Raw genomic sequence first — 12,722 nt, forward strand, 5'->3', positions numbered from 1 at the left:
AGTTTATCGCAATTGCCCCGGTAAAATGAGATAACAAAAAGTGCTTTTTACTACTTTGTTGTAGCTTTGTTGAGAATTCAATGTGTGTCCTGCGTGTAATGAAAAATGGGCAATCCCAGTTTTAAGCGCAGCGCCAGCAAGCGAGCCGTAAAGCCAAATATTAACGTAGCAATGATCACAACATCATGGCTCGAAACATAGTGTTGTAAAGCAATATACAGAACGGCAGAGGCGAAGGATATCCCGGCGTAAAGCTCTTTCTGAAAAACCAGCGGAATGCGCTTGCAGAACATATCACGCAATACGCCACCAAACACGCCTGTTACGACTGCGGCGATAGTGGCAATGACCGGACTTTCGCCCATATCCAGCGCGATTTGCGCCCCTATGATGGAGAAAACCACAAGACCCAAAGCGTCAAGGACTAAAAACAGACGGCGAAGATGGGGCATAACCGGCGCAACGATGGTGGTCAACACAGCGGCAATCGCCACAATAACAATGTATTCAGGGTTTTTTACCCAGCCAAGCGGATAGTGTCCCAACAGGATATCACGTACCGATCCACCACCCAGTGCTGTGGCAGTAGCAATAATGATCACCCCAAACGTATCCATACGTCGACGACCAGCAGCGAGTGCTCCAGTCATGGCTTCGGCTGTGATCCCTACGAGATAAAGAATATGTAGCAGCATGTCTTCCCCCAGCATGTTGGGCGGCAGAGTAGCGTTTTGTGCAGCGGGTCACTATTTAGTTTTTTTTGTGTGAGCGACAATGACCTACTTATTTTAATCCAAAAACAGTTCATGCGCCGTCTTTATGGCGTCAATGTGTTTATGAATACATTATTTTTTCTCATGTTTAGGGCGTGTGTTGAGTGAAGATCAGACGAAACATAGGCACAAGCGCTTTATTACCCGTCTCGCTGAGGTGGTTATCGTCGAAATAGTGCGGTTCAAGATTTTTACTGCCCATGCACCGCCCCGCACTGCACAGATAAGGCGTGGGGTCGAGAACCTTAACGCCACAGGTTTTTGCTGCCAGAGATTGCGCCATCAGTATTGCGCGGTTTCGATTCTGATACTCTTCCAGAGGAATGGAGATATCCTGCGCTTTTTTAGACGTCATTAAGCGATGGGAGAGGGTTCGGGGCACATTCACATTCATTTCTGGAACAGGATTGACCAGCACCACCGGATGTTCGCGATTAAGCGTACAGGCCATCTTTACGATGGACGCCGCATACTGCTGTAAATATTGTTTATCGTCCAGAGAGCCTGTGATGAATTTCACAAGTCTTTTCTCAGCATAGTGGGTCAGACGGTTGATAATCACTACCGGGACGTTAGCAGGATAGGCTTTCAATTTTTCACTCAGCGAGCGGTTAAATTTGCCACAACGTTTGCTCTCTAGCAGAGTGGCATCTGCCAACGTAGGGCAACCGGAATAGGTTATGCCGACAACTGAACCACGATCTGCTGCCGCTGCAGCAACGGCAGTTGCCGCCGCTTCGGCGTGGCTGTCGCCAATAATGATGGCTGCAGGTGTACCGGTACCGTAAAAACTCATGTGCGTTTTTGGATCGGCGGCATAGTTTTTATTGTTCGCTTCGGTGGCAATCCGCTCTACCTGCACATCAGGGTGGCTGACAATCATGCCGTTTTTTACCAGATAGCTATACCCCCAGGCTGTCCCGATACAGCTAAACAGAATTATCCATAATGCTGCAACGCTAAGCTGGTTCAAAAAGTTTTTGGCGGGTTGCTCAATCATTACCCATGAGACCCATCCGAGTAAAAATGATAAGGCAATAGCGCCGACTACCCAGAGTCCGTTGTCCTGGTGCCCTGCATAAATGAGGTACACGGCAACAGGCCAATGCCATAAATAGATAGAATAGGAACTTAAACCCACCCAGCGAAGGTTTCGGTCAGCAAGGCTAAACAGTGAATTATCGTTGCTATAGATAACTAGCATGGTACCGATGATGGGTAGCAGAGTTAACCCGCCTGGCCAGGCGCGTTCAGCGCTAATAAAGAAAACAGAAGCCGCGATGAGCATATATCCCAGCAGGCTCGTTATCGTGCGCAAAGCCCTGGGGAGGGTTAAACGATTTGCCCCATACCAGACGAGGCCACCGCAGAGCATTTCCCAAGCGCGATAGGGCATCAAATAAAACCGGGTAGCGTCATTCGCCGTTGCACTCATGCTATACCAAAATGCACCCAGCGTAAGTATCAGCAGGCATAACCCGGTAGTGATCCATTTCCTGAGCGGGTATAACGCCATAATAATAAAGGGTAAAACCAGATAAAACTGCCATTCAACCGAGAGTGACCAAGTGTGAAGGAACCAGTTTTCATGCGAGTCGGTAGCAAAATAGTCTCCAGACTCCTTATTTAGCTTTATATTGGAAATAAAAATAACGATATAGCCAATATAATTTCCGAGTTTTCGATATTCGTTTGTTGGAAGCCAAAATAAAGTCGCCAATGCCATGATAATACACATCAAAAGCAATGCAGGGAGTATGCGTTTAGCACGTGCAGTATAAAACTTTATAAGGTTAAATGAATGCTTTTCCAGGCTTGTAGATATAATTTTTGTCATCAGAAAACCAGAGATAACAAAGAAGATATCTACCCCAACAAACCCGCCCGGGAGAAGGGCTGGTGCGAAGTGGTAAAGCACTACTGAAAGAATGGCAACGCCACGCAGCAGGTTGATATCCTGGCGGAATTCGCGGTCAACGGCGAGGCTTTTGCTTTCCTCTAATGTTAAGTTGATGTTTGCCATTCACTTTTCCGAACAATATTTTTCTTTTAATTAAAACGTCGGAGAGTGTAACAAAAGCAATAAGTAATTTCTTGTGTTCTAATGCCAAACGAAAAAGGCCACTGCTTCCAGTGGCCTTTTAAACATTATCGAGGGAGGTTACTCGATATTCTGGATTTGCTCGCGCATCTGCTCAATCAGCACCTTCAGCTCGATCGCTGAGTTGGTTACTTCAGCATTGATCGACTTAGATGCCAGGGTGTTCGACTCGCGGTTGAACTCCTGCATCATAAAGTCGAGGCGGCGGCCTACCGCTTCCTTCTTCTTCAGGATGTTGTAGGTCTCTTTCACGTGTGCTTCCAGACGATCCAGCTCTTCGGCAACGTCAATACGCTGCGCCATCAGCACCAGCTCTTGTTCCAGACGGGTGTTTTCCAGCTGAACTTCCGCTTCTTCCAGTTTGGCTACCAGACGCTCGCGCTGCCATTGCAGCACTTCCGGCATATGGGTGCGGACTTTTGCCACTTCGGCGCTTACGCCTTCAAGACGCTGCTCAATCATCGCTTTCAGCGCCTGGCCTTCGGTTTCGCGGGCCACGATAAAGTCATCCAGGGTACCGTCGAGGGCGGCAAGGATTTCGGCGGCGATGGCATCCAGATCCTGCTCACCGGCAGCCATGACGCCAGGCCAGCGCAGAATATCAACCGGGTTGATTTCGCCTTCATCACTTTGCATTTTGACCCAGTTCGCCGCATTCACGAGCTGTTTAGCCAGTTTTTCATTCAGGATCAGTTCGCCTTGCGCACTGGCATCAGGCTCAAAACGCAGGTTACATTCCACTTTACCGCGCGTCAGACGAGTACGGATGCGCTCGCGTACAACGGGCTCGAGGCTGCGGAACTGCTCCGGCATACGGAAATATGTTTCCAGATAGCGCTGGTTTACCGAGCGCATTTCCCAGGTAGCGCTACCCCAGCTACCCTTGATTTCACGCCGGGCGTAGGCGGTCATACTGCGGATCATAGACATTCCCGTTTTTAAAGGAGAGATGGGGGGATTATAGCTTTCGGGGGCTTCTCAGGATAGGAATAAGCGTCCTTTATCCGTATAATGCGCAGCCACATTCGTTTCAAGCCGGAGAATCCATCATGCGTCCATCAGGTCGTAGCGCCAATCAGGTGCGTCCCGTCACCCTGACCCGTAACTATACAAAACACGCTGAAGGTTCCGTGCTGGTTGAGTTTGGTGACACCAAAGTACTGTGCACCGCGTCCATCGAAGAAGGTGTTCCGCGTTTCCTGAAAGGCCAGGGCCAGGGCTGGATCACCGCAGAATACGGCATGCTGCCGCGCGCGACCCACACCCGTAACGCCCGTGAAGCGGCGAAGGGTAAGCAGGGTGGCCGTACCATGGAAATTCAGCGTCTGATCGCGCGTGCGCTACGCGCTGCTGTGGACCTGAAAACTCTCGGTGAATTCACGATTACGCTCGACTGCGACGTGATTCAGGCTGATGGCGGCACGCGTACCGCGTCCATTACCGGTGCCTGTGTGGCGCTGGCCGATGCCCTGAACAAACTGGTTGCAGCCGGTAAGCTTAAAACCAACCCAATGAAAGGCATGGTTGCGGCGGTTTCCGTGGGTATCGTTAACGGTGAAGCGCTGTGCGATCTGGAATACGTCGAAGATTCCGCCGCCGAGACCGACATGAACGTAGTGATGACCGAAGACGGTCGCATCATTGAGGTGCAGGGCACGGCGGAAGGCGAGCCGTTCACCCATGAAGAACTTCTTACCCTGCTGGCTCTGGCCCGAGGGGGAATCGAATCTATTGTCACGTCGCAGAAAGCGGCGTTAGAAGATTGATTTTAAAGGCGACCAATGAGTCGCCTTTTTTTTGCCTGCAAGACTGAAACCAAAGGAGCGAATCCATGAAATCGTATCAGCGCCAGTTTATTGAGTTTGCGATTAATAAACAGGTCCTTAAGTTTGGCGAGTTTACGCTGAAATCCGGTCGTAAGAGCCCTTATTTCTTTAACGCCGGGCTGTTTAATACCGGGCGCGATCTGGCGCTGTTGGGTCGTTTCTATGCCGAAGCGCTGATGGATTCCGGAATTGATTTTGACCTGCTTTTTGGCCCGGCCTACAAAGGCATTCCGATTGCGACCACCACCGCAGTAGCGCTGGCGGAACATCACGATCGCGACGTGCCGTACTGCTTTAACCGTAAAGAGGCTAAAACCCACGGTGAAGGCGGTAACCTGGTCGGCAGTGCACTGCAGGGCCGCGTGATGCTGGTGGACGATGTGATCACCGCAGGCACTGCGATTCGTGAATCGATGGAGATTATCCAGGCTCACGGCGCGACGCTGGCTGGCGTACTGATTTCTCTGGATCGTCAGGAGCGTGGTCGCGGCGATATCTCTGCTATCCAGGAAGTTGAGCGTGATTACGGCTGCAAAGTGACCTCTATCATTACCCTGAAAGAGCTGATTGCGTATCTGGAAGAGAAGCCTGAGATGGCGGACCATCTGGCTGCGGTGCGTGCATATCGCGAAGAGTTTGGCGTGTAGCTGAATTGCCCGGTGGCGCTACCGCTTACCGGGCCTACATCACCCGCAGGCCGGATAAGGCGAAGCCGTCATCCGGCACCGGAGTTATTGCAACTGAGCGGCGACGAGCGGCCAGCGGGCGTCAAAATCGTCCGTTGGACGGTATTTAAATTCGCTACGGACAAAGCGTGAGAGCATACCTTCACAAAACGCTAAGATCTGGCTTGCCAGCAATGTCTCATCCATCGTGTATCCTTCGCCTTCACGCATTTTCTTCTCGCGTAGTACCTGGCGCAGCTGCGCTTCAATACGTTCGAAAAGCTGATTAATGCGGCCCTGTAGCCTGTCCTGCTCAAACATCAGCGCGTGGCCAGTGAGGATACGGGTCAAGCCCGGGTTACGTTCACCAAAGCCCAGAATTAACAGCACAATCAGACGCAGACGCGCGGTGGTGTCTTTTTCGTCTTTCAGAATCAGGTTGATGCGTGTGATCAGGCTGTCTTCAATAAACTCAATCAGACTGTCGAACATCCTGGTTTTACTGGGGAAATGACGGTATAGCGCCGCCTCAGACACGCCTACAGAGGCGGCCAGTTTAGCGGTGGTGATGCGTTGACTGCCATCGCTGGATTCAAGCATCAGAGCCAGAGATTGAAGTATTTCTTCGCGACGATTCCTTTTCGCGGTTTGTTTTTCTGCCATGTTACAAAATACCCCTGAAAATAAGCACTTGCCAGGCTGGCATCCACACAGCGACCGCAAACGGACGTTTGCGGTTTGTTATTGCATTATGGCGCTGTGAGATACGTGTTTGTTGGGCGTTTATTTGCGCCCGGAATGGCCGAAGCCGCCTTCGCCACGGTCGGTGGCGTCAAAATCTGCCACCAGGTTAAATTCTGCCTGAACCACTGGCACAAAGACCATCTGCGCGATACGCTCGCCCGGTTCAATGGTGAAGCTGTCCTGACCACGGTTCCAGACGGAAACCATCAGTTGACCCTGATAGTCGGAGTCGATCAGGCCAACCAGGTTGCCCAGCACAACGCCATGCTTATGGCCAAGGCCAGAGCGTGGCAGGATGACTGCCGCCAGAGACGGGTCAGCAATGTGAATGGCCAGGCCCGTCGGGATCAGGGTGGTGGCACCCGGAGCCAGTTCTACGGCGTCATCGAGACAGGCGCGCAGGTCAAGTCCGGCAGAGCCGGAGGTGGCATAGGTTGGCAGCGGGAATTGCTCGCCAACACGCGGGTCCAGAATCTTAACGTCGATTTTTTTCATCATAACGGGTAACGATCTCGTCCAGTAATTGTTGGCCCAGGAGTTCCTTGCGCTCAAGCGGTAAGATTTTATCTCCATCCTGCCAGAAAAGGTGCAGTGCGTTGCTGTCGCTGTTAAATCCTTGCGTGGCCAGCGATACATCGTTCGCGCAGATTAAATCGAGGTTTTTGCGCGTACGTTTTTGCCGGGCATATTCTTCCACATTATTCGTTTCTGCGGCAAACCCAACAACGTAAGGACGATGGTTTTTTAGTGCGGCGACGCCGGCAACAATGTCCGGGTTTTTCACCATTTTTAGCGTTAATTCATCGCCTTGCTTTTTGATTTTCGCATCAGAGATGGTCTCAGCGCGGTAGTCTGCCACGGCCGCACAACCGATGAAAATCTGCTGGCGTTGCGCATGAGCCTGCACGGCGGCTTCCATCTCCAGGGCGGTGGTGACGTTAATGCGCTGCACAAAAGGCGGCGTAGGCAACGAGACCGGACCGCTTACCAGCGTGACGTTGGCGCCGCGTTTTGCGGCGGCGGCGGCAATGGCAAAACCCATTTTGCCGGAACTGTGGTTAGTGATGTAACGCACCGGGTCCAGCGGCTCGCGCGTAGGGCCCGCGGTAATCATGATGTTGAGATGTTGCAGATCGTTGACAGGCGAGAAATGGGCGGCGGCCATGTCGACAATCGTCAGTGGGTCAAGCATGCGGCCCGGGCCCACATCGCCGCAGGCCTGGCTGCCGCTGTCCGGACCCCAGATAAACAGGCCACGTGACGCCAGCATCTCCAGATTATGCTGGGTGGCCGCGTTACGGTACATCTGCTGGTTCATCGCAGGCACAACGGCGACCGGGGCAGGTGTAGCGAGGCATATGGTTGAAACCAAATCGTTCGCCATACCGGCCGCCACTCGGGCGATCAAATCAGCCGTGGCAGGGGCAAGAATCACAAGATCTGCCCACTTCCCAAGCTCAATGTGGCCCATTGCGGCTTCGGCGGCCGGGTCGAGCAGGCTGTCAGATACCGGATACCCTGACACGGCCTGCAGGCTCAGGGGAGTGATAAAGGCTTTGCCGCCTTCGGTTATCGCGACCCGCACATCCGCCCCGCGCTCGCGCAGACGACGCACCAGCTCCGGCGCTTTATAGGCAGCAATACCGCCGCTTACGCCAAGAACGATTTTTTTACCGGCCAGGCTCATCATGATTCTTTCCTGTTGGGTTTCACCAGAGAGCGGGCATTTTATCACAATCCCCTGAGCGCGGTGATTTTGTCCTTAGCTCACTTTGCGAGGCGCTACGCAAGAACGATACGAGGCCGTCGAGTGCCTGACTGGCCTGTGGCAGCATGTGGGTAAAAAGGGAGAAAGAGCATGGAAGAAGAGGATGAACTGCTGCTGCCGCGCGAAAAGTTGCTGCGCAACGGCGTCACCCCATTAACAGACGATGAGCTGCTGGCGCTCTTTTTGCGTACCGGGACCCCGGGGAAAACGGTCTTTACGCTGGCAAAAGAGCTGATCGCTCATTTCGGTTCACTGTATGGCTTGCTGACCGCCGACCTGGCACAGTTTAAGCATATTGGCGGGATCGGCGTGGCGAAATATGCTCAGCTGAGGGCGATTGCCGAGCTGGCCCGCCGTTTTAACAATGTCCGCCTGGAGAAGGAGGCACCGATCCTGACGCCAGCGATGACGCGTGAATTCCTGCAAAGTCAGTTAACCGATGTTGAACGCGAGATCTTTATGGTGATCTTTCTCGATAACAGGAACAGGGTGCTGAAACACAGCCATCTTTTTTCGGGTACTCTGAACCATGTAGAGGTACATCCGCGTGAAATTGTGCGCGAAGCGATAAAAGTGAATGCAGCGGGCGTGATCCTCGCGCATAATCACCCCTCTGGCTGTGCAGAACCGAGCAGAGCTGACAAAGAAATGACCGAGCGCATTATCAAATGCTGTCAATTCATGGACATTCGTGTGCTGGATCATCTGATAATTGGCCGCGGAGAGTACCTTTCTTTTGCCGAACATGGCTGGATTTAGGCTATTTCTGGCGATCCATCGGGATCTTTGTCTGTTCGGGACTTGAGCACACCGCCGAGTCAGCGTATACTACGCCACCTTTGAGAATCTCGGGTTTGGCATTTGGGCCTGGCAATCGAGAGTTCACTTAGAACTATGCGATGACCGGGCTGTAAAGCCTGACGAGGCGCCGATACCCCATACGAAGCTCGAGCTAATTTGATTTTTGGAGAATAGACATGTCCCGAGTCTGCCAAGTTACTGGCAAGCGTCCGGTGACCGGTAACAACCGTTCCCACGCACTGAACGCGACTAAACGCCGTTTCCTGCCGAACCTGCACTCTCACCGTTTCTGGGTTGAGAGCGAGAAGCGTTTTGTCACCCTGCGTGTATCTGCTAAAGGTATGCGTGTAATTGATAAGAAAGGCATCGATACAGTTCTGTCTGAACTGCGTGCCCGTGGCGAAAAGTACTAAGTACTTAAAGAGGAAATAAATCATGGCTAAAGGTATTCGCGAGAAAATCAAGCTGGTTTCTTCTGCTGGTACAGGTCACTTCTACACCACCACGAAGAACAAACGTACTAAGCCGGAAAAACTGGAACTGAAAAAATTCGATCCAGTTGTACGCCAGCACGTACTGTACAAAGAAGCTAAAATCAAATAATTTTAGCCTCCTTGTATTGAAAAACCCCGCAACTGCGGGGTTTTTTGCATTCTGCATCTCAACGGAGGAACCATGCCTGAATTACCTGAGGTAGAGACCAGCCGCCGCGGCATTGAGCCCCATCTGGTCGGCGCGACGATTCTTCATGCTGTCGTTCGCAATGGACGTCTGCGCTGGCCGGTGTCCGATGAGATCCACGCGTTAAGCGATAAACCCGTGCTTAGCGTGCAGCGCCGCGCGAAATACCTGCTGCTGGAGCTGCCTGACGGCTGGATTATCATCCATCTGGGGATGTCCGGGAGCCTGCGCATCCTTACTGAAGAACTGTCCGCGGAAAAGCACGACCACGTCGATCTGGTGATGAGCAACGGCAAAGTGCTGCGTTACACCGACCCACGGCGCTTTGGCGCGTGGCTGTGGACTAAAGAGCTGGAAGGGCACAACGTGCTGGCGCATCTGGGCCCGGAGCCGCTCTCAGACGCGTTTAATGCGGAATACCTGAAAGCGAAGTGCGCGAAGAAGAAGAGCCCGATTAAGCCCTGGCTGATGGATAACAAGCTGGTGGTCGGCGTGGGGAATATCTATGCCAGCGAATCGCTGTTTGCCGCCGGGATCCATCCCGATCGGCTGGCCTCTTCACTGTCGGCTCAGGAGTGCGAGCTGCTGGTCAGAGTGATTAAAGCGGTATTGCTGCGCTCGATTGAGCAGGGCGGAACCACGCTGAAGGATTTCCTGCAAAGCGACGGCAAGCCGGGCTATTTTGCTCAGGAGCTGCAGGTGTATGGCCGTAAAGGTGAGCCATGCAGAGTCTGCGGAACGCCAGTTATTGCCACGAAGCACGCACAGCGCGCCACGTTCTACTGCCGTCAGTGTCAGAAATAGCGCTACTTTAGCTTTTCTAGCAACGCCTGGTGGACGTTTACCGGCAGGAAGTGGGTAACGTCCCCATGATGGCGAGCCACCTCTTTTACCAGCGTGGACGAGATAAACGACCACTCTTTGGACGGCATCAGGAATACGCTTTCCAGTTCCGGCATCAGGTGGCGGTTCATGTGCGCCAGCTGCATCTCATACTCGAAGTCTGCCACCGCGCGTAACCCGCGAATCAGGATGTTTGCCTGCTGGGCACGGGCGAAGTTTGCCATCAGGTCGCTGAAGCCCACTACCTCTACATTCGGCAGGTGTGCAATCGCATCGCGGGCAAGCGCAACACGCTCGTCGAGGTCAAACATGGGTTTCTTGCTGGGACTGGCGGCAATCGCCAGAATCACCGTGTCGAACATGCACGCCGCACGGGTGATGATATCAAGATGACCGTTGGTGATCGGATCGAAGGTACCCGGATAAATCGCTTTTGTGCTCATGGCTCACGTTTTCTCTGAGTAGCCGCGGCAGAGCGCCCACAGCTCGGTGTATTTGTTGAAAGTATACTGGGCATTCACCACCGCCAGTAACCAGCCCTGCTTACCGTCCAGCACCCCGCCACGCAGCAGCAACGTTTTCAGAAACGCGCCCAGCGTGTGGGTGAAGATGCCGGTCAGCGTGGCCTTCTTGCCGCGCTGGTGGCGTTCCTGCGCCCACGCGGTGGCATAGCTGAGCTGTTTACGCTGGAAGCTGGCGAAATCGCGGCAGGTCAGGTGTAGCAAATCGCCCGTCAGGGGGATCTGCCGGGCGCTGTCGCAGACCAGTGACTCGTGGACCAGGTTGTCGTTGTACTGATAGCGCTCGCGCTCATAGAGGCGCATTACGCGGTCAGGATACCAGCCGCTGTGGCGCATAAAACGGCCCAGGAAATAGTTACGACGGGCAATGCTGTAGACCGCTTCGGGCTGCGGCGCGGCAAGCACGGTCTGAATGGCTTGCTGGAGTTCCGGGGTGACACGCTCGTCGGTGTCGATCATCAACACGTAATCACCGGTAGCATACTTTTGCGCGCGCTGGCGCTGGATGCCATAGCCTTGCCAGTCCGTATTGATAAAGACCTTTGCACCCGCTGCGCGGGCAACGTCCACCGTGTTGTCCGTGCTGCCGGAGTCAAGCACGACGATTTCGTCAGCCCAGGCGATCGAAGCCAGGCAGTCCGGAAGCAGGTCGGCGGCGTTTTTGGCGATCATCACGACCGACAGACGCGTTGACATTAGTGGCTCCGCTGAGGCAGATAAGGTTGCAGAAGCTGCAGAAGACGGGTGAGTGCGCCCTGGTTCTGATGCAGCACTTCGACGGCATGGCGACCGTACCACAGACGATAATCTTCGTCCGTCAGAAGGGTCGACACCTCTTTGACGACGGAGTCCGCGTCGGTCACGGTAATTAAACCATCGGCCTGCTGCAATTTGGCGCAGATATCTTTGAAGTTAAACGTGTGCGGACCCATCAGCACCGGAATGGCGTGCGCAGCTGGCTCGAGCGGGTTATGGCCGCCGCGTTCCACCAGGCTGCCACCGACAAAGGCGAGGTCGGCAATGCCGTACAGCAACATCAGCTCGCCCATGGTATCGCCAATCACCACCTGGGTGCTGCCGGAAGGGATCTCACCGCTGCTGCGCAAGGTGAAGCTGAAGCCGCCTTTCTGTACCATTTCACGGGCATCTTTAAAACGCTCCGGATGGCGGGGAACGAGGATCAGCAGTAAATCAGGGAATTTTTCCAGCAGCTTGCGGTGCGCCTGCAGGATGATCTCTTCTTCGCCATCATGGGTACTGGTTGCAATCCAGACCTGACGACGCGGGGCCCACTGGCGACGCAGCGTGATCGCGCGGGCGGCGAGTTCAGGGGTAACAGAAATATCAAATTTCAGGCTGCCCGTTACCGCAAGCTGGTTGCGTTTCAGGCCCAGCGCGATAAAGCGTGCGGCATCTTCTTCGTTTTGCGCGGCAATCAGGGTGATTTTGCTCAGGAGACGGCGCATAAATTTACCCAGCTTGCCGTAGCCTTTCGCTGAGCGCTCTGACAGGCGCGCGTTGGCAATCACCAGTGGAATTTTACGGGCATGCAGGGCGGAAATCATGTTCGGCCACAGTTCAGTTTCCATCACGATCACCAGTTTCGGGCGAACGGTATTCAGGAAACGATTCATGGCGCAGGGCAGATCGTAAGGGAGGTAGACGTGATGAACGTCTTTGCCAAAGGCGGATAACGCGCGCTCTGAGCCGGTTGGCGTCATCGTCGTGACGGTGATGGGCAGCGATGGGTAGCGGTGACGCAGGGCGCGAACCAGCGGGATCGCTGCCAGCGTTTCACCAACAGAAACGGAATGCAGCAGAATACCGTCCGGGGCGACTTTATTGCGGCAAAAGCCATAGCGCTCAGCCCAGCGTTTACGATACGCAGGCGCTTTACGGCTACGAAGCAACAGTCTCAGCCACACCAGTGGCTGAATGATGTAGAGCAGGGCGGTATACAACAATTCCAAGCGATTATCCGTTTTTTAGTTTCGGCGGG

The 12,722-nt window shown here is 53.7% G+C and carries 15 protein-coding genes; 6 read left to right on the plus strand and 9 right to left on the minus strand.

The features are described 5' to 3' along the window. Window positions 1–77 precede the first annotated feature (77 nt). The 3 genes from AAER43_RS00420 to AAER43_RS00430 form a co-directional block, all read right to left on the minus strand. Entirely contained in the window at window positions 78–695 is a 618-nt protein-coding gene (locus tag AAER43_RS00420; protein WP_050863103.1) for a trimeric intracellular cation channel family protein, read from the minus strand. A 166-nt stretch (window positions 696–861) separates the two neighbouring features. Continuing rightward, window positions 862–2,796 carry an acyltransferase family protein gene (locus tag AAER43_RS00425; RefSeq protein ID WP_057057603.1) on the minus strand — a complete coding sequence of 645 codons (1,935 nt, stop codon included), beginning with the start codon at window positions 2,794–2,796 and terminating at the stop codon, window positions 862–864. A gap of 138 nt (window positions 2,797–2,934) precedes the next feature. Next, window positions 2,935–3,798 carry a YicC/YloC family endoribonuclease gene (locus AAER43_RS00430; RefSeq protein WP_008502687.1) on the minus strand — a complete coding sequence of 288 codons (864 nt, stop codon included), beginning with the start codon at window positions 3,796–3,798 and terminating at the stop codon, window positions 2,935–2,937. A gap of 125 nt (window positions 3,799–3,923) precedes the next feature. On the opposite strand from AAER43_RS00430, the gene rph reads away from it, so the two are divergent. Together rph and pyrE are read left to right on the plus strand one after the other, a co-directional pair. After that, a complete protein-coding gene (gene rph / locus AAER43_RS00435; protein ID WP_048996469.1) occupies window positions 3,924–4,640 on the plus strand; it encodes a ribonuclease PH in 717 nt (238 codons plus the stop codon). Between the two features lie 65 nt (window positions 4,641–4,705). Continuing rightward, window positions 4,706–5,347, plus strand: a complete 642-nt coding sequence (pyrE, locus tag AAER43_RS00440) for an orotate phosphoribosyltransferase (RefSeq protein ID WP_023331719.1) — start codon at window positions 4,706–4,708, stop codon at window positions 5,345–5,347. Between the two features lie 84 nt (window positions 5,348–5,431). Here pyrE and slmA read toward each other — a convergent pair whose 3' ends face one another. The 3 genes from slmA to coaBC form a co-directional block, all read right to left on the minus strand. Then, window positions 5,432–6,028 carry a nucleoid occlusion factor SlmA gene (gene slmA / locus AAER43_RS00445; protein ID WP_014881982.1) on the minus strand — a complete coding sequence of 199 codons (597 nt, stop codon included), beginning with the start codon at window positions 6,026–6,028 and terminating at the stop codon, window positions 5,432–5,434. A 120-nt stretch (window positions 6,029–6,148) separates the two neighbouring features. Continuing rightward, entirely contained in the window at window positions 6,149–6,607 is a 459-nt protein-coding gene (dut, locus tag AAER43_RS00450; RefSeq protein WP_015570042.1) for a dUTP diphosphatase, read from the minus strand. After that, complete coding sequence (gene coaBC / locus AAER43_RS00455; protein ID WP_088126285.1) at window positions 6,585–7,796, minus strand: bifunctional phosphopantothenoylcysteine decarboxylase/phosphopantothenate--cysteine ligase CoaBC; 1,212 nt, start codon at window positions 7,794–7,796, stop codon at window positions 6,585–6,587. Before coaBC ends, dut begins: the two co-directional genes overlap by 23 nt. Window positions 7,797–7,967: 171 nt before the next feature. On the opposite strand from coaBC, the gene radC reads away from it, so the two are divergent. The 4 genes from radC (at window position 7,968) to mutM (ending at window position 10,163) form a co-directional block, all read left to right on the plus strand. Further along, on the plus strand, window positions 7,968–8,636 hold the full coding sequence (gene radC, locus AAER43_RS00460; protein WP_014881984.1) for a DNA repair protein RadC: 669 nt from the start codon (window positions 7,968–7,970) through the stop codon (window positions 8,634–8,636). A gap of 218 nt (window positions 8,637–8,854) precedes the next feature. After that, window positions 8,855–9,091 carry a 50S ribosomal protein L28 gene (gene rpmB, locus AAER43_RS00465; protein ID WP_002436699.1) on the plus strand — a complete coding sequence of 79 codons (237 nt, stop codon included), beginning with the start codon at window positions 8,855–8,857 and terminating at the stop codon, window positions 9,089–9,091. Window positions 9,092–9,113: 22 nt separating this feature from the next. After that, window positions 9,114–9,281, plus strand: coding sequence for a 50S ribosomal protein L33 (gene rpmG / locus AAER43_RS00470; RefSeq protein WP_003024094.1), 168 nt, complete (start codon window positions 9,114–9,116; stop codon window positions 9,279–9,281). 72 nt (window positions 9,282–9,353) lie between these two features. After that, window positions 9,354–10,163: a bifunctional DNA-formamidopyrimidine glycosylase/DNA-(apurinic or apyrimidinic site) lyase gene (mutM, locus tag AAER43_RS00475; protein WP_057057602.1), complete on the plus strand. Its 810-nt coding sequence runs from the start codon at window positions 9,354–9,356 to the stop codon at window positions 10,161–10,163. Window positions 10,164–10,165: 2 nt separating this feature from the next. On the opposite strand, the gene coaD is transcribed toward mutM, so the two are convergent. From coaD to waaA, 3 genes are read right to left on the minus strand one after another with little or no spacing between them, the layout of a single operon-like run. Continuing rightward, complete coding sequence (gene coaD / locus AAER43_RS00480) at window positions 10,166–10,645, minus strand: pantetheine-phosphate adenylyltransferase (RefSeq protein WP_014881986.1); 480 nt, start codon at window positions 10,643–10,645, stop codon at window positions 10,166–10,168. A 3-nt stretch (window positions 10,646–10,648) separates the two neighbouring features. Continuing rightward, entirely contained in the window at window positions 10,649–11,419 is a 771-nt protein-coding gene (locus tag AAER43_RS00485) for a glycosyltransferase family 2 protein (RefSeq protein ID WP_014881987.1), read from the minus strand. After that, window positions 11,419–12,693 (minus strand): lipid IV(A) 3-deoxy-D-manno-octulosonic acid transferase, encoded by a 1,275-nt coding sequence (gene waaA, locus AAER43_RS00490; protein WP_014881988.1) that lies wholly within the window; start codon window positions 12,691–12,693, stop codon window positions 11,419–11,421. The genes AAER43_RS00485 and waaA overlap by 1 nt, the downstream gene beginning before the upstream one ends. Window positions 12,694–12,722: the final 29 nt, after the last annotated feature.

It is taken from the genome of Enterobacter sp. FUJ80071, assembly GCF_038739915.1.
Classification (GTDB): Bacteria; Pseudomonadota; Gammaproteobacteria; order Enterobacterales; family Enterobacteriaceae; genus Enterobacter; species Enterobacter kobei.